Source organism: Pseudomonas sp. 3JA, assembly GCF_036961705.1.
Taxonomy (GTDB): domain Bacteria; phylum Pseudomonadota; class Gammaproteobacteria; order Pseudomonadales; family Pseudomonadaceae; genus Aquipseudomonas; species Aquipseudomonas fluorescens_Q.
Map to the genome: position 1 here is coordinate 1 of NZ_JBAMDJ010000046.1, position 15,429 is coordinate 15,429.

Sequence of the window (15,429 nt, forward strand, 5' to 3'; positions counted from 1 at the left end):
ATTCAAAAAAAACGCCGCTCATTTGAGCGGCGTTTTTTTTTGCGCGTAAAAAAGGCCATCTCAATGCCCAAGGTTATGTTTCCGGCGCTCAAGGGGCTTTGACCAGCGATTCGTCTTGTCTGAGGGGGCTGACGACGATTTTCCTTAATATTGAAGGGGAGTGGAGAATACTTCCTGCAAAATTCAAGGGAAAACGCCTAGGAAGATTAATAGTTCATTCCTAAAGAAATGCACTTCTCCTAACCTTCCAGTACCCATTCTGGAGATGCATTTATGCTGATTTTCGTTAAATCGATGGTCATTGGGCTGTGCATTGCAGCCCCTGTAGGACCCATTGGGCTGTTGTGCATACAGCGAAGTCTGATGCTTGGGTGGAGAGCCGGTTTCGCGACGGGATTGGGCGCGGCCACAGCCGATTCGATCTATGGATTCATCGGTGCCCTGGGTGTTACCGCCGTCATTGCGACGCTCATCAGCTTCAAACCCTGGTTGTGCATCTTTGGAGGATTGTTCCTCGCCTACATTGGCTATCAGACAATACGATCGAAGGGTGGCGCGACGGCCATGGCGGGGGAGCGTGCCAACCTGTTCAAAGCCTACTCGACCACGCTGTTCCTGACGCTTTCCAACCCCATGACCATCTTGTCGTTTATCGCGATATTTGCTGCGTTGAGTGATGGCATGGCCAGTGACCAAGGCGGCCAGCACACCTTGCTGCCGATGGTGACCGGTATCTTCCTGGGCTCGGCTGCCTGGTGGCTGGGGTTGAGTGGGTTCTCCTCCATTTTCAAGGCGCGGATTGCCGAATCGAAACTAAGGCTGATCAACTACTTTTCAGGGGCAACCATCGCCCTCCTGGGGGCCTACCAGGTCGCCACTGGCGTCATGCTGGCCACGGCAATCTGACCCAAGCTTTTATGCCTCGCTGAGCGGGGCATAAGCCTTGGTGTCTCCCTACGTGCACGCAGGACGTTTATTGCAGCCTGAACTCGACGTACGCCCTGAAACGGCCTATCGCCTGGGTGATTTGCGAGGTGGTTGCATTGCTGAATGACAGCCTGACCTGGGTGGTGGCCTCATTCATCAGTGAAAACAACGTGGTGGGAAATACAATCACCTTGAACAGCCTGGCGCATTCGCGCATTTCAAAATATCCAAAGACGAAAGGCAGTTGCACATTGATGAAGAAGCCGCCTGCCGGATGATTCCAACTGACCGCTCTTTGAGCGTCGGCTTTGAGTGGAAATTCGCGCTCAAGGCATTCAAGCATGTGATTCCTTTTATTTGTATAAGACAGCACCCTGGGTTGGTTCAGCTCTCTCAGCGAGTAGTGGTGCTCGATCAGCAAGCCTGCGACAACCGCTTGGCACAGGGCGGGGGTGTTCACCGTGATCAGGCTTTTGGTTTTGCACAATCGACCGCTGAAGGACATGACCCCAGTGCCCTCTGGGGCGACCACATAGCCCATGCGCAAGCCCGGGAAAATCGATTTGGCAAAGGAGCCCAGCAAGAACACCCGACGACTGTCGATGGACTTCATCGACGCAATGGCATCGCCTTCGTACCTGAAGTAACGGTAGGCAGTGTCTTCGAGGATGAAAAAGTTCTTTTCATCGGCCAGAGAGAGCATGGCTCTCCTGTCATCATGGGAAAGGCTGTCGGCGGTAGGATTGCTGAAGTCCGGAATTGCATAAAGCGCCTTGATTCGTTCACCTCTGGATTCCAGTGCTTCGATGAACCTGCGCAGGGCGATCGGATCAAGAAAGGCGGCCATGGGGACGGGGACTACCTTTATACCCAGCAGTTTTGCGATACCCGTGATCCCGGAAAACACCGGATCAGGTACCAATAAAACCCCTCCGCCTTCAAAAATGGACAGGAGCGTCAAGGTGCAGGCTTCTTGAAAGCCCATGCACACCATAATGCTTTCAGGGTTGGCAACGTTGATCGCTTCATCCACCTGCAGATGGCTGGCGATTATTTCATTGATGATTCCAGCGGTTTTTCCATATTGGCAAAGCAGCGTCGCAAGTGACTGCTCGGTGCCGGCAACGTGATCTTTGTATTGGCTCAGGCCCCTGTCGATGAGCGAAGGGTCGCACTGCTCATCATCGGGTCGACCGGAGGCCAGTGAAATGGCCTCCGGGTTTTCTTGGGCAATCGAGTTTAGTAGGTGAATGACGTTCAGGATGGGGTCGCCGAATATCGTGCTTTCGAGTGCGCTGGACACTTTCGCTTCTCCATAAAAAAGCAACGAGCCATTGAAGGCCCGTCGCTTATGATCAACACCCGCTACGCAGGATCGAGTGAGCTTTCTTGATCGACCTTGCGCTCCATGGCTTCGAATGCCTGCAGCAGGTCTTCCTTGAGGTCATCCAGGTCCTCCAGGCCAAAGCACAATCGAACCAGGCCTTTCTCGATGCCCATGTCCGCTTTTTCCTGATCCGTCATCGAGGCATGGCTGCCACTGAAGGGTTGGGCAACCATCGACGTCACGCAGGCCATTCCCGTGCCCGTGCCAAACCATTTGAGCGTGCTGGTGAACGTTTTGTAGAAGGGAACCAGGTCGGGTCGAATATCGACAAACACAATGCCGCCGTAACCGGTCAGTTGTTTGCCATCGACGCGTGGGTAATAGACATGCTCGATAAAAGGCAGCTCGCGCAGATAGTTGAGCATGCTGGCTGTCGTCTGGCTGTGCTTTTCCATGCGCAGGTTGAACGTCTGCATGCTTCTGCGAAGCAACCATGCGCTATTGGGCGTTAATATCGTGCCTGAATAAAAGCGACCCTCGAGCAGGCGGTTGTAAATCATTTCACTGTTGACCAGAACCAGGCCGCCCATGACGTCGCTATGCCCGGAGAAGTATTTGGTGGCGCTGTACAGTGAAATGTCGGCGCCAAAGTTCAACGGCTTCTGAAATATCGGCGTGGCCCAAGTATTGTCAACCACCACCAGCGCTTGCGGGTTGTTTTGCTTGACGGCCCGGCTGACCGCATGAATATCAATGTCTTTCAGGAACGGGTTGGTCGGTGTTTCGAAAATGACCATGTCGACGTTCGCCGGCAAGGCATTCAACCCGTCTTGCGTGGTGAGATCCAGAATCGTCAGGTGTGCGCCGATGCGTGCTGCATACCGCTGGAACAATTTATAAGAGCAGCCATAGATGTATTTGTTGATGACCAGTGAAGCACCCGGCTTCAACAGTTCCAACACCATGTAGATGGCGCTCATCCCGGTGCTGTACGCCAGGGCATATTCGCTGCCCTCCAGGGACGCGACAACCTGTTCCAATTCACTCACGTTGGGATTGGCCTTCCTTGAGTAGAAGAAGGCCGAGTCAGCGCTGAAGGCGCTGCACTGATAAATAGGCGTGACCGAAGGTCGGGCGTCCCGGTCATCGACCTTGATATGAAGTATTTCAGTAGACACTTTCATGCTTGGCTGACCAGTTTGATGACCTGTTCATACATGTTTTGCTTGCCCTCGTAACCAATGGTCGGGGTAATGTCGTTTTGCGAAATACCAATTTCTTCAATCGATTCGGTGGGGAAGTGAGCCCTGTCGAATACTTCATGAAGGTTCGAGTTCACCCCGTTGGGGAGCCAGACCTCAGGACCGGTCTCATCGATGCGTGCCTTGGCAATAATGAATCGATAGCTTTCATGTGGCCGCAGCGTCAGTGATTTCCAATCGCTGTTGTGCCCGTCCGTATAGTTGCGCCGCAGGTAGACAGTCTGTTCGAAATCTTCGGTATTCAGCACTTGAGCGTGCAGCGACACGATATCCCCATGCCACTCGAACTTGCGTTTCTCGTAAGCGCTCAGCGCCTCCTCTCGCAGCTCGACAGGAACGTTCGCCTGGTGTTCGCCCAGCAGTTTGAAATGCGCATCGTGCCCGCATTGAGAGCAGCAACCCTTGCTGTCCAGCCCGATGATTTCAGCGTTCAAACCATAGCGGGTGACGAGCAGGGCGTTACAGTTGTTGCAACTGGTGTTGGTGCCCTCAACGTCATTCACGTTGCCCAGATAGACATGCTCTACGCCCATGCTCCGAGCAACGTCCCGAGCCTTCAGCAACCGGTCCACGGGGGTACGGATGCTGTTGCTCATTTTGTAATCGGGATGGAACCTGACGAAGTGCAACGGCACATTCGGGCCCAGCTCATCCAATACCCACTGGCTGATTTTCCGGGCCGTTTCCTCATCGTCGCTGATGTCGGTCACCATCAAGGTGCTGACCTCGACATATTTGCCGGCGTCGTAGACCTTCTTGATTCCCGCCAGGACTGGCTCTACCCAGCCGGTGGTGACCTTGCGGTAGTATTCCGGGGAAATGGATTTCAGCGAAATCGAGAAAATATCGATGACCGGCAGTAATTCATCAATGGCTTCTTCACTGATAAAGAACGCCGATTTATATAGGTTGATCAGGCCCGCTTCCTTGGCCAGCCTTGCCGTGTCGAGGATGAACTCATGCCAGACAACGGGATCGTTATACGTCCAGGAAATGACGCGTATGCCGTGCTTGAGTGCGGTTTCCACAACTTGTTCAGGGGTGTAGTAGTAAACGTCTTTGTCGGTGACGTACTTGGCCTGCGAGGTCTTCCAGTTGTGGCAATAACCGCAGTTGAGCATGCAGCCGATATTGCCCAGGGACAGGATCCGCTCTCCAGGGGCAAAGTGGAAAACGGCTTCGGTCTCAATCGTTTCTTCCGTGCTGTGAACGCCTTTGCCGTAGTTCAATGTAACGAGTCTGCCACCTCGGTTTCCGCGCACTTTGCAAAAACCTACCTTGCCCTCCTGTATGACACAGTTTCGCGGGGAAAGATGACACTTGACGACGCCCCCCGGGAGTATTTCTTCCAGTTTTGCCGGGCTGCTTTCCAAGGTCCAGTTTTTATTTTTTGTAGTGTCCATCTTTCTCACTCCTCATCACGGAAGTTGTTATCAATATCATCGGTTGAAAAAAATCGAGGCGAAACAATCCCGCTGCCATGGATGGCAACTATCTTTATGGGTGTTAGTAGGCGGATGAAGCGCGAATCAATCCATAGTTCTTGAGAGAAAAGCGCTTGGCATTCATGTTCATGAAGGGTTGAATAAGCGGGCCGATCACCAGGAGGAATGCGATCGTTCCCACGCCGAACGGGCCGCCTAAAAGCCATCCGCCCGAAAAGATGCCGATTTCAATGATCATTTTGGCTTTGGTGAATGACCAGCCCCACTTGGAAACCATGGTCAGGACCACGAGGTCCATGATTCTGATTCCAATACCGCTCATGATGATCAGCGCGGAGGAGTAGGCACATAACACCAGTCCCGTCGCCAATAACATGTACTCATTCATTCTCGCGATCAAATACTCTCCGAGCCCCAACCCTGACCAGAGATCAATCAACAGGCCGGTCAGCGTTGTTGTAATAAAGGGACTTATCGGCGGGTATTTTTTGTTCCAGAGCATCCACCATGTCAGGAAGAAGAGCGACACGATAGCCGAACAAATGCCCATGCCGAGCATAAGTATTTTATCGATGGAAATGATCAAGACGTCTAATGGGTCGGTACCCAGTTGACTGATGATGAAGCACTTGGCGCCCAGTGAAAAGAAACCGACACCCGTCAAGTACATCAGGAGCTGGTCCTTCTTGAAGTGGCGAAAACTTAGTACTTGCGTGCCAATGTACTGAGCGAATGAGTATGACTTTTTTCCACACTTTATCTTCTCATCTTCCATGCGAGCACCATCCCTGGAGAGAATATTTTATTATGAGTGCGTCACGCTAAAGAGCAGGGCTATTGATTGCCCTCAGGCTTTCAGGCTGGAAATAGACTAGCGCTCTGCTTTATTTTGGTGCATGCTTTTTTTAATGAAAAACGCGGGCTTTTCATTAAAATTTATACTTTTAACCGGGGAAAACGCACATGGATCGTATAGACGTCAAAATCCTGGGTAAGGTACAGGACTGTGGTCGCATTTCCATCACAGAGCTTTCCAAGCACGCAGGTCTTTCTATTCCTGCCACCAATGACAGGTTGCGCAAACTTGAAGACTCAGGGGTCATCAAGGGCTATCACGCTCAGTTAGATCCAACCAAACTGGGGTACGGCATATCAGCTGTCGTCGGCATCACCACCCTCAAGCCGGCGAAATCCAAATTAATAGCAACGCTCACCGACATCCCTGAAGTCGTTGAATGCCTGCACATCACGGGAAACGATTCCTATCTGATCCGGATCTACGCCAGATCCATGGCTGAAATCGAGGACATCATTGCGAAAATAAACGCATACGGAGAGACGCGTACCAGCATTGTCCTGTCCATTCCTATCGAGAGAAGAAAGCTCGCCCCGTGAGTCAGGGCGCCTGTCAGGCAGGGGCGGGGAGTACTCGATCGACGAGGTCGCTCCCCGGCCATGGGCGTCCGGTCTAGCTCTGGCACGGGTGGGGATGTTTCAGTGGCCAGCGAGACATCCACACGAGTAATAGCATCATGGCGGCGGGGCAGAGGGTGACCGCCAGTAAACCGATGTGCAAATCCGAATGCGCTGAAATAATTCCCACAAGCCATGGAATCAGACTGCATCCGGCATTACCCGAGGCTGTCAGTACAGAGAACATGGTTGCTCCACCTTGAGGATAGGCATCTGCGGTGATGGCGAGCATCGTGGGCCATAGGCAACTGCCTGAGAACCCTGCGGCGATGGCAGCGGTTAACGCCAATGCGGGGCTGGGGGCGAAGCTGATCACGAAAAACAGGACGACGGTAACGGCGCAGCAGCCTAGCATCAGTGAAACGGCGGGTATCCGTTCTTGCAGCAGAGCGGCGGCCATGCGCCCGAGGGCCATGCCCACTGAAAAACCGGCGAGCGCAAAACCACCCACTTCTTTCGAATACCCCAATCCTTGTTCAGCGAAGGCGGGCAGCCATTGAGACAGTCCCGTTTCCGTAGCGCCTCCTAGAAAGATGGCGATCATGCAGGCGATGAAATAGGGTTGTCTGATAAGCGCGGGCATGGATTCGCGTTGCACGTGCTCCTGTATCAGCGGTGGCAGGGGCAATCGCAGGAACAATAGAAAGGTTGCAAGCGGGGCAACGATCAAGCCCAAGGCGACCATGCGCCAGGAAATGTCCCATCTCAGGGCGATGCTTGCGATCAGCACGGCACTTACCGCGCCAATGCAGAAATACGAATGCAGCCAGTTCATGGCGGCGCTTCGGCGCTCGGGTTGCAGGGCTGCGACAATAGGGCTGAGTATCATATCCAGCACACCCGCACCGAAACCCATGATGGCAACCGCGAAGAGCAGGAAGGTATAGGAAGGGGCAAAAGCCACAAGGGCCAGACCTGCTGAAGTGGTCATCAGCCCAAAGAGAATGATCCGCCTGGCGTCCCCTCGGTCTGCCAATGGCCCGGTGATCAGAATGGCCACTATAAAGCTGAGGAACATGACCGCCGGAATCCGTCCCAGTTGCTCCGTGGTCAGCCCTGACGAGGGGCCAAAGGCATCACTGAACGTCGTCAGGTACACCGGCAGGAAGTTGAGTGCCATGGCCAGGCACAGCATGGCTGCATAACAAGCGTAAAGCGCGTGTCGATGGGGATTGGGCGCAGACAGCATCAGGTATAAAACTCTTGAAATTAGAAACGTGGGGCGCCGTGCGCTTTCCAACAGCATTCAGTCCATTCAATCTCTGAAAAGTGTGCCGCGAAAGATGAATCGCCCGGGCTACTGGCAAAGAACCCGAACCGGACGAGTTCTTCTGCATGGAACAGGTGGAACATACGCATCATGCAGAACTGTGTCCCGTCAACCGAGTTTTCCAGAAGGAAGTCGCTGCCTCTTCGGCTCAGGCGGTAATACATGGTCTGGGTGACGCGATCGAAATCAGCCATGGACCAGTCTGAAAAACCATTGTTGGTCACGACAGAGAACAGCTGCTGGAAACCATTGTTCTGGTATTCGATGCCGCTTTTCATCCAGTGGTTTTTATCTTGGTAGATAAACAGGCCGCATTGGTCAAAGTAGGTACTTGAGGCAAAAGATACCTTGGCCTTCAATGTCCAGTATTGTTCCTCGCTGGCCACCACAATGGCCGGTGCATTGTCATACTCCAGGCCGTAATAGGTGCCTCGCCAGAAATCGGTGTCGGGTGTGGTGTGGATAATGATTTCCTGATCGTTGATGGACGATCGCTCGGGGACGTTAATCCAGGTCCAGTCTGAAATACTCAGTTTTTTCATGCTTTTATTACCCGAAAAACCAGTGGTTTATTTCCCAGTGCTGGTGAACACGTAAATCCGCCGCGCTCAGGTCCTGCTGCCCTGAATTGGGGTTGAGCAAACCCGCGCAAAACATGCTGGCGGCTTTTGCTGCCGCCACACCATGAGCGGAGTCTTCAATCACCACACAGGATGACGGTGGGATACCCAGGCGTTGGGCGGCCGTGAGAAAAATCTCGGGATCCGGCTTGCTGTGCGTAACGTCATCGCCACACACGATCTCACTGAAAAAAAGCTGCAGCCCAGCGTTACGTAAAATCAGCTCAACGAGTGCTCGCGGTGAAGAGGAGGCGACTGCACAAGGTATTCCCGCTCTCTTTAATGCGCCGAGAAGTTCTGTCACACCTGGCATGGGAGGCAGGGGGGCGGAACTCAATACTTCCATCAACTGCCGGTGATGCTCCGCCATGAGGCAGTCCAGATCTTCTGCAAGCCCGTATTCGGTTTTGATGGCGCTCCACATATGACGCTGCGTGGTGCCTACAAAACGAGACAGTTCTGCCTCATCAAGCACCACGCCATGGCGTGCATAGGAATGTCTTTCCTGTTTCATATAGACCGGCTCACTGTCCACCAGCACACCGTCCATATCGAAAATGAACCCCTGGAAAGCCGGCATCAATGCGCACGCCGCTGTTGAGGGTCACGCTTGAAGTGCAGGAAGTTATAGTGTGAGCGTGCTTCAAACTCATGCAGCTTGAAGGCTTTGGTCATTTCAATGTCCTGGAATCCTTCGCCATCTATTAGCGTGGTAGTGTCTGAGCCGCCAATGATGATAGGCAATTGCATGAGCATGATTTCGTCGACTAGATCAAGATTGAATACCTGCCAGTTCAGGTGGCCACCCCCTTCAACCATGATGTGATTTATTCCGCGAGCTTCAAGCATCGGGAAGAGCTGTTTGAAGTCGACTCGTGCGGTTCCTGCAAAAAGAACCTCTTTACCATGCGCGCGGATGTGCTCGACCATCTTGTGGTCACGTGCTTCTTCTGTCGTTGCGATGATAGTGTGTTCGGGAGAACTGAAGATTTTCGCAGAAGCTGGGAAGTTGAGCGATGTCGTAGGAATGATACGCACAGGATTACGACCGGACTCATAGCGATTGGTCAATTGAGGATCGTCGGTGATAATCGTATTGCGACCGACCATGATGGCATCGACTTCACCGCGGAATTTATGAATGAAGCGCATGTCTTCATCGTCGAAATGCTGAAACAGCGGTTTGCTGGAGGCTTCATTGCCGAGCGTCAGTTTGCCATCGATGGAAATCTGGCTGAATACAGTAACTTTCATAAGGGGTCTACTTGAAGGGCTGGTTAGCTTTAGCGTGACAAGTGCTTGGGATTGGGGGTGAAGACGCTTTTTATCGTGGGTGCGCAAGGATCATTCAACAAACTGTCAAATGCTGTTGAATAAGCTTCAAGGGGATAACGGTGGGTGACTAGCTTTCCAAGTTCAGGAAGCCTGTGGGCAATGCGCAGCGCCCGGGGGAAGTGCTGGTTGTACTCGCCTGCGGCAATGATACTGATGGCATTGACCAGGAAGTGTTTTGCAGGGAGTGAATATTCATAATTCCCGTTGAATCCGAACAGGACAATCCTGCCACCTCGGGCAACCCGGCTGGCGGCTGTCTCGAGCTGATTACCCACGGTATCGATGACAACATCGTATTTTTCCTGGTTTTGCCCAAGGCACTCAAGTTCCTCAGGGCGCACAATGTTCAAACCCAGGGAGTGTCCGAATTCGATTCGAAAGGTATTCAAATCGGTAGCACATGTATGGACGCCCATCGCGCGCAAAAGTAGTTGTGCGACCAGGCTCATGGGGCCCGATCCTAGAAGCAGCACACGTTCCCCCGCTTTGATGGAGGCTTGTTCAATGTTGTTCAAAATACAGGCTACGGGTTCAACCAAGACGGCTGTTTCCCAACTCATGTCGTCTGGGATGCAGTGTACAAAGCGCTCGCGTGTTATGAATCGCTCCGCAAATGTACCGTGCTTGTTGACGCCGGCGATGTCCAGGCCCGCATTTGAACCGCCATTGCATAGATGGGTTCTAGCGGCGTTGCAATGTTCGCAGTTACCGCAGTATTCGTTGGGGTCTATCACCACACGCATCCCTTTGCGCGTGCGTTTGACGCCTGCCCCTACATTGACAACGACGCCGACCGCTTCGTGACCACGGACGATGCCCACCTGTCCCTCTTCACGCCCGGACAATACCGCCAGGTCTGTTCCGCAAATGCCGGAGAGTACAATGTCTATTTCTATACCATCGGCGGGTAGCGTTTCGGACACTTCGTGACTCACCAAGCTCAACGTTCGTGCGCTCGCTAAACTGATTGCTTTCATATACCCATCAGCGCTCTATTCGATTTTTTTTGGATGAAGCATGCCAACTAGAGAACCCGCTCTGCTGTATCTGGAGCGGCCTACGGACGTGCAGCACGGTTCATCCATTTGGAAACGGCTGGCATTATGCAAGGCTGACAGAGTTGGTTTCAGTCGAAAAAGAATTACCGATAACGACACGATGATTCATGTTGTTTCAGCTTGGCCCGCCAGGCGCCGTAAAGACAGGCCACGCATGGTCTTTTCTAAGTTGGCAGGGGCGTGAATATTATTATTTGGACACAACTTGCGATGTGCAATTAATCAATAACGGTAAAAAACCTTTTACCCTTCAAGGCTGTGCACCAGGTTTTCAATCGCTTCCAGGGCGGCCTCATCCGGTGGCTCCGGTGTCGGATGTGCGTTGCGCATCTGGTATGCAAGACGGTATTCACTGGGCGTGCAACTGGCATATTGCTTGAAGGCGCGAGCGAAGTAGGACGGGTCCTTGAAGCCGGCCTCGTAGCCGATGCTGGTGATGGGCATCTGGCTGTTATCGAGCAGTTCCTTGGCGAAGCTCATGCGTTTGTTCAGCACGTAGTCGGTGAAGCCGAGTCCGTTGGCTTCCTTGAACACCCGGCTGAAACGAAACGTCGTCATGCCGCAACGCTTGGCCAGGTCGCGTTGATCGATGCTGTCGCGAAAATGCTGGTCGATGTACAGCATGATGTGGCTGAGGGCCTGGTGCTTCTGGTGCCCGGCGGTCAGGCGAATGCTGTCCGGCAGGGTCGGGGAGTGGTCGATCTGCGAGGTCTTTCCTCGGCCATTGGTATTGCGACGCAACTCGCACAGTTGCACCACGGCCGTGAGGTAGCGCTTTTTCTCGGCGGCGGACAAGGGCAGCACCATGTATTCCCAGACGCTGGAGCGCATGGCCCACACCGCCAGCTCTTCGGAGTGCTGCACGGTGAACATGGTGATGGGCGTGCCAGGTACGGTTCGTTTGATCTCCAACAGGCGTCGCAGGCCCGGCGTGTCCGGGCGGTCGAAATGGATGCAGATCATGTCGACCTGTTCCGCACTGGGCAGCATGGCGTTTTTTGCCAGCGTGCAGTCGCACGTGTCCTGGAATTGGGAGACGAGTTCCTTGGTGGACCGATCGTGAGTCAGATCGAACCATAACAGCTTTGGTTTTTCAGTCAGACTTGGCGCCATAGGACGACTACCCAGAGGTTCTTCCTGCCCTTTAGCTAGCAGTATTGTCACAGTGCTATCACTTCGCCGAATAAATTTTTATAAAAAACCGATCTTTTAGCGCCGTCCCGCCACGAGACGCTCGCGAGCGCCCGTCTGCGCTGCGGTACGGATGGATTTTCCGACCCAGCAGGCCCTTTCCCACCCGCCGCAAAAAAATCCTAGCGAAGTGCAAAATCCTCCTAACGGCTATGACCACCTGCTGACTAGGGTTGCATCAGGCAGTTCGCAATGTACTGCCCTTGAAAAACAACCCCGATGAGGTGTGCGAAATGACTCTTCAAACAATCAAGGCTTCGGTACTGAAGTTCGCCAAAGATGAAGATGGCCTGACCATTGTGGAATACGCCGTGGCCGGTGGGTTGATCACCGTATTGGTGGCCGCTGCGTTTGTTCTTCTGGGCGGTGCCGTGAATACCAAGATCCGTGCGCTGTGCCAGGCGGTCAACGGCAACGTTGCTTGCTGACAGCGGCAACTTGCGGTGAAGGGGGCACGGTTACTTTCAAGGGAATAACGCTTGCGACTCTTTTGCAGTGAGTACAACGAATCAATCAAATGGACTTCGCGCTGTCCCCTCCAACCAAGTTCGTAGCATAACTTCTTAACGCGCGTGAGGTTCATGAAATGACTTTCCAGACAATAAGAACTTCGATCAGCAAGTTCGCCAAAGATGAAGACGGCCTGACCATTGTTGAATACGCGGTGGCGGGTGGCTTGATCACGGTGTTGGTGGCAGCGGCATTCGTCCTTCTGGGCGGCGCAGTGGACACCAAGATCCGTGCGTTGTGCCAAGCCGCCAATGGCAACGTCGCCTGCTAACGATAATCACACTAGGGAGACGCATCATGTCCATGGAATTGCTGGTGTCGACGGTGCTGCTGCTGGGACTGCTGGGTGTGGCGGTGGTGAGCGATCTGCTTCGCCACCGCATCCCCAACACGCTGGTCCTGTTGGGCCTTGCCCTGGGGTTGGCCGGCCAGGTTTATACCGGTGGGCTCGGCGGCCTGGGCGACAGCCTATTGGGCATGCTGATCTGTTTCGGGTTGTTCCTGCCTATGTACGCGGTGGGTGGCATGGCCGCCGGTGACGTCAAGCTGATGACCATGGTCGGCAGCTTCCTGCCTTTTCATTACGCACTGTGGGCGGCGCTGTTCAGCCTGATCGCCGGCGGTGTGTGCGGTTTCCTGATCGTCCTGGCCCGTGGCCAACTGCTCCAGACCCTGGGGCGCTATTGGTTGATGGTGCGAGCCCAGGCCTATCTGGCGCCGACTTCCGATGAAGTGGCCGGTAAACCCTTTCCTTATTCGATTGCGATCCTGATCGGTACTTTGAACAGCGTTTACTGGCAACTGGTTGCCGGCGGCTGGGGAGTCTAGTCATGCACGTCATCAACGATAGCGATGCCTACCCCAGCGAACGGGAAGCGGTCCAACGCCTGGCGCCACAACCTTGCACCATTCGCGACACCGGCCTGAGCGACAGCTTCCTGGGTGAGCTGGTGTGCAAGCATCTGCACGACGCCGGTGTGCTGGACATGTCGCGGCTGGTGGAGCGCCTGGCCCTGACCGGCGCGGTGCTGGAAGAAGTCCTGGCGTTCCTGCGCAAGGACGGTCGTGTCGAAGTGCTGGGCCAGCTGGGGCAAACGGGTGTACAGACGCTGCGCTATGGCCTGACCGAACGCGGTCGCAGTTCGGCGCGTGACGCCCTGGCCCGTAGCGGCTACATCGGCGCGGCCCCGTTCCCGGTCAGCACCTATCGCTCGCTGATCAAGATCCAGACCATTCACCATGGCCGCATCACCGCCAAGGACATGCACCAGGCCTTGGCCGGCCTGGTGCTGAGCCAAGGCATGCTCGACCAGTTGGGCGTCGCCCTGAATTCCGGGCGGGCGATCATGATCTACGGTCCGGCGGGCACGGGCAAAACCTATGTCAGCAGCCGATTGATCCGGCTGTTCGCCGAGGCGATCTGGGTGCCCCATGCCATCGTCATCAACGAGTCGGTCATCGAGATCTACGACCCGCAGGTGCACCAGCGCCTGGATGACCACGGCCAATCGAACAACCTGATGCTCAACGAAGGCATCGACCGCCGGCTGCTGTGCTGCAAACGCCCGATCGTCATTACCGGCGGCGAGCTGAACATGGAACAGCTGGACGTGCGCTACGACCCGTTCACCCGGCAATACCAGGCGGCTTTGCAGCTCAAGGCCAGCAACGGCCTGTTCATCATCGATGACATGGGCCGCCAGCGCATGGCCCCAGCCGAGTTGCTCAATCGCTGGATCGTGCCCATGGAGGAGAAGCGCGACTTCATCAACCTGGGCGGCGGCCGGCATTGCGAGCTGCCATTCGACCTGGTGCTGGTGTTTTCCACCAACCTCAATCCCCTCGAATTGGCCGACGAGGCCTTCCTGCGGCGCATTGGCTACAAGGTGCAGTTCGGCTACCTCAAGCCCGAGGAGTACGAACAGATCTGGCGCCAGGAATGCGAACGCCTGGGCATCCCGTATGACCCCCTGTTGGTGCGCTATGTCCTGCAGCGGCTTTACGCAGGCGAAGGCATGCCGCTGGTGCCTTGCCATCCCCGTGACCTGTTGAACATGGCGCTTGACCGCCAGCGCTACCTGGGCGGTTCCGGGCCCCTGTCGCCGCAAGAGCTGGAATGGGCCTGGCACAACTATTTCGTTCAGCTCGACTTCCTTTGATCTGGAGATACCGACATGAGCTCTCGTACGCTTCCCCTGATAGGCGTTTCCCTGGTAATGGGCCTTGGTGCCGCATGGATGGCCGACTCCTGGCTGAGCGCACGACTCAATGCGACCCCCGATGACCACTTGCGAAGCGTGGTGGTCGCCACGGTGGAAATCCCCTTCGGGCAAATGGTCGAGGCCCAGCAGGTCACCACCGTGCGCATGCCCATGGACACGATCCCGGACGACGCCTTCGATTCCAGCGAACAGGCCGTAGGCAAGATCGCCACCTTCGACATCCTGCGTGGCGACATCGTGCGGGGCGCGCGGTTGAGTGAGCACCTGGGTGGCAGCACCCTGGCTTCGCTGATCGCACCGGACAAACGCGCCATTTCGGTAAGGGTGGATGATGTGGTCGGCGTGGGTGGCTTCCTCTTGCCGGGCAACCGGGTCGATGTCTTGGCGACCAAGACCACCAGTGCCGGCAGCAACAGTGCGACGTCCCGGACCCTCCTGGAAAACCTGCGGGTACTGGCCGTGGACCAGACCGCAGGCACGGACAAGACCCAACCCGTAGTGGTGCGTGCTGTGACGTTGGAAATGTCGGCCACCGAAGCGGAATTGCTGGTCACTGCGCAGACCGAGGGCAAGTTGCAATTGGCCTTGCGCAACCCGTTGAACCTGGAGAAAAAGGCCGTGGCCGTTGCACCGCCAGCCCCGGCGCCAGTCGTGGCGATGGCCGCTCCACTGCCAAAACCTGTGGTACAGCGCAGTGCCAAGCCGCAAGGCGGGGCGATCACGCTGATCCGCGGAACTGAAAGCAGTGTGATCAATGTCCGCTGAGTAACACCCTCCATGCCAGGCCCT

At 54.9% G+C, this 15,429-nt stretch carries 17 protein-coding genes; 7 read left to right on the plus strand and 10 right to left on the minus strand.

Annotated features, from left to right (window positions below):
- Positions 1–273 precede the first annotated feature (273 nt).
- Positions 274–906 (plus strand): LysE family translocator, encoded by a 633-nt coding sequence (locus V7773_RS26050; RefSeq protein WP_336076007.1) that lies wholly within the window; start codon positions 274–276, stop codon positions 904–906.
- Between the two features lie 67 nt (positions 907–973).
- Here the strand turns inward: V7773_RS26050 and V7773_RS26055 are convergent, their stop codons facing one another.
- The 4 genes from V7773_RS26055 to V7773_RS26070 all read right to left on the minus strand — a co-directional run bounded on the left by V7773_RS26055 (position 974) and on the right by V7773_RS26070 (position 5,736).
- Positions 974–2,230: an aminotransferase-like domain-containing protein gene (locus tag V7773_RS26055; protein ID WP_336076008.1), complete on the minus strand. Its 1,257-nt coding sequence runs from the start codon at positions 2,228–2,230 to the stop codon at positions 974–976.
- Positions 2,231–2,292: 62 nt separating this feature from the next.
- Positions 2,293–3,438: a PLP-dependent aspartate aminotransferase family protein gene (locus V7773_RS26060; protein WP_336076010.1), complete on the minus strand. Its 1,146-nt coding sequence runs from the start codon at positions 3,436–3,438 to the stop codon at positions 2,293–2,295.
- Positions 3,435–4,919 (minus strand): AmmeMemoRadiSam system radical SAM enzyme, encoded by a 1,485-nt coding sequence (gene amrS, locus V7773_RS26065; RefSeq protein WP_063324873.1) that lies wholly within the window; start codon positions 4,917–4,919, stop codon positions 3,435–3,437. The genes V7773_RS26060 and amrS overlap by 4 nt, the downstream gene beginning before the upstream one ends.
- A 103-nt stretch (positions 4,920–5,022) precedes the next feature.
- Entirely contained in the window at positions 5,023–5,736 is a 714-nt protein-coding gene (locus tag V7773_RS26070) for a YczE/YyaS/YitT family protein (protein ID WP_063324874.1), read from the minus strand.
- A gap of 188 nt (positions 5,737–5,924) precedes the next feature.
- On the opposite strand from V7773_RS26070, the gene V7773_RS26075 reads away from it, so the two are divergent.
- The gene (locus tag V7773_RS26075; protein ID WP_063324875.1) at positions 5,925–6,356 is read left to right on the plus strand and encodes an Lrp/AsnC family transcriptional regulator; all 432 of its coding nucleotides are present in this window, start codon (positions 5,925–5,927) and stop codon (positions 6,354–6,356) included.
- A 73-nt stretch (positions 6,357–6,429) separates the two neighbouring features.
- Here V7773_RS26075 and V7773_RS26080 read toward each other — a convergent pair whose 3' ends face one another.
- The 6 genes from V7773_RS26080 to V7773_RS26105 form a co-directional block, all read right to left on the minus strand.
- Positions 6,430–7,680 carry an MFS transporter gene (locus tag V7773_RS26080; RefSeq protein WP_336076014.1) on the minus strand — a complete coding sequence of 417 codons (1,251 nt, stop codon included), beginning with the start codon at positions 7,678–7,680 and terminating at the stop codon, positions 6,430–6,432.
- Complete coding sequence (locus V7773_RS26085) at positions 7,644–8,246, minus strand: DUF1349 domain-containing protein (RefSeq protein ID WP_336076015.1); 603 nt, start codon at positions 8,244–8,246, stop codon at positions 7,644–7,646. The genes V7773_RS26080 and V7773_RS26085 overlap by 37 nt, the downstream gene beginning before the upstream one ends.
- Positions 8,247–8,253: 7 nt before the next feature.
- Positions 8,254–8,904 carry an HAD family hydrolase gene (locus V7773_RS26090; protein WP_336076016.1) on the minus strand — a complete coding sequence of 217 codons (651 nt, stop codon included), beginning with the start codon at positions 8,902–8,904 and terminating at the stop codon, positions 8,254–8,256.
- The gene (locus tag V7773_RS26095; RefSeq protein ID WP_063324879.1) at positions 8,904–9,578 is read right to left on the minus strand and encodes a dihydrofolate reductase family protein; all 675 of its coding nucleotides are present in this window, start codon (positions 9,576–9,578) and stop codon (positions 8,904–8,906) included. Before V7773_RS26095 ends, V7773_RS26090 begins: the two co-directional genes overlap by 1 nt.
- 29 nt (positions 9,579–9,607) lie before the next feature.
- The gene (locus tag V7773_RS26100; protein WP_336076017.1) at positions 9,608–10,636 is read right to left on the minus strand and encodes an alcohol dehydrogenase catalytic domain-containing protein; all 1,029 of its coding nucleotides are present in this window, start codon (positions 10,634–10,636) and stop codon (positions 9,608–9,610) included.
- 324 nt (positions 10,637–10,960) lie between these two features.
- On the minus strand, positions 10,961–11,830 hold the full coding sequence (locus V7773_RS26105) for a response regulator transcription factor (RefSeq protein WP_092224720.1): 870 nt from the start codon (positions 11,828–11,830) through the stop codon (positions 10,961–10,963).
- Positions 11,831–12,141: 311 nt separating this feature from the next.
- Here V7773_RS26105 and V7773_RS26110 point away from each other — a divergent pair, with 311 nt between their 5' ends.
- The 5 genes from V7773_RS26110 to cpaB all read left to right on the plus strand — a co-directional run bounded on the left by V7773_RS26110 (position 12,142) and on the right by cpaB (position 15,405).
- The gene (locus tag V7773_RS26110) at positions 12,142–12,336 is read left to right on the plus strand and encodes a Flp family type IVb pilin (RefSeq protein ID WP_008070254.1); all 195 of its coding nucleotides are present in this window, start codon (positions 12,142–12,144) and stop codon (positions 12,334–12,336) included.
- Positions 12,337–12,494: 158 nt separating this feature from the next.
- Complete coding sequence (locus V7773_RS26115) at positions 12,495–12,689, plus strand: Flp family type IVb pilin (RefSeq protein ID WP_063324882.1); 195 nt, start codon at positions 12,495–12,497, stop codon at positions 12,687–12,689.
- A gap of 26 nt (positions 12,690–12,715) precedes the next feature.
- Positions 12,716–13,246 carry an A24 family peptidase gene (locus tag V7773_RS26120; protein ID WP_092349040.1) on the plus strand — a complete coding sequence of 177 codons (531 nt, stop codon included), beginning with the start codon at positions 12,716–12,718 and terminating at the stop codon, positions 13,244–13,246.
- 2 nt (positions 13,247–13,248) lie between these two features.
- On the plus strand, positions 13,249–14,577 hold the full coding sequence (locus V7773_RS26125) for an AAA family ATPase (RefSeq protein ID WP_092150169.1): 1,329 nt from the start codon (positions 13,249–13,251) through the stop codon (positions 14,575–14,577).
- Positions 14,578–14,592: 15 nt separating this feature from the next.
- A complete protein-coding gene (cpaB, locus tag V7773_RS26130) occupies positions 14,593–15,405 on the plus strand; it encodes a Flp pilus assembly protein CpaB (protein WP_092462573.1) in 813 nt (270 codons plus the stop codon).
- Positions 15,406–15,429 lie beyond the last annotated feature (24 nt).

Bases quoted from the DNA above. Each gene is read 5' to 3' on its own strand.
- V7773_RS26050 (WP_336076007.1), top strand. From the start codon at position 274: ATGCTGATTTTCGTTAAATCGATGGTCATTGGGCTGTGCATTGCAGCC.
- V7773_RS26060 (WP_336076010.1), bottom strand. From the start codon at position 3,438: ATGAAAGTGTCTACTGAAATACTTCATATCAAGGTCGATGACCGGGAC.
- amrS (WP_063324873.1), bottom strand. From the start codon at position 4,919: ATGGACACTACAAAAAATAAAAACTGGACCTTGGAAAGCAGCCCGGCA.
- V7773_RS26070 (WP_063324874.1), bottom strand. From the start codon at position 5,736: ATGGAAGATGAGAAGATAAAGTGTGGAAAAAAGTCATACTCATTCGCT.
- V7773_RS26075 (WP_063324875.1), top strand. From the start codon at position 5,925: ATGGATCGTATAGACGTCAAAATCCTGGGTAAGGTACAGGACTGTGGT.
- V7773_RS26080 (WP_336076014.1), bottom strand. From the start codon at position 7,680: ATGCTGTTGGAAAGCGCACGGCGCCCCACGTTTCTAATTTCAAGAGTT.
- V7773_RS26085 (WP_336076015.1), bottom strand. From the start codon at position 8,246: ATGAAAAAACTGAGTATTTCAGACTGGACCTGGATTAACGTCCCCGAG.
- V7773_RS26090 (WP_336076016.1), bottom strand. From the start codon at position 8,904: ATGCCGGCTTTCCAGGGGTTCATTTTCGATATGGACGGTGTGCTGGTG.
- V7773_RS26095 (WP_063324879.1), bottom strand. From the start codon at position 9,578: ATGAAAGTTACTGTATTCAGCCAGATTTCCATCGATGGCAAACTGACG.
- V7773_RS26100 (WP_336076017.1), bottom strand. From the start codon at position 10,636: ATGAAAGCAATCAGTTTAGCGAGCGCACGAACGTTGAGCTTGGTGAGT.
- V7773_RS26105 (WP_092224720.1), bottom strand. From the start codon at position 11,830: ATGGCGCCAAGTCTGACTGAAAAACCAAAGCTGTTATGGTTCGATCTG.
- V7773_RS26110 (WP_008070254.1), top strand. From the start codon at position 12,142: ATGACTCTTCAAACAATCAAGGCTTCGGTACTGAAGTTCGCCAAAGAT.
- V7773_RS26115 (WP_063324882.1), top strand. From the start codon at position 12,495: ATGACTTTCCAGACAATAAGAACTTCGATCAGCAAGTTCGCCAAAGAT.
- V7773_RS26120 (WP_092349040.1), top strand. From the start codon at position 12,716: ATGTCCATGGAATTGCTGGTGTCGACGGTGCTGCTGCTGGGACTGCTG.
- V7773_RS26125 (WP_092150169.1), top strand. From the start codon at position 13,249: ATGCACGTCATCAACGATAGCGATGCCTACCCCAGCGAACGGGAAGCG.
- cpaB (WP_092462573.1), top strand. From the start codon at position 14,593: ATGAGCTCTCGTACGCTTCCCCTGATAGGCGTTTCCCTGGTAATGGGC.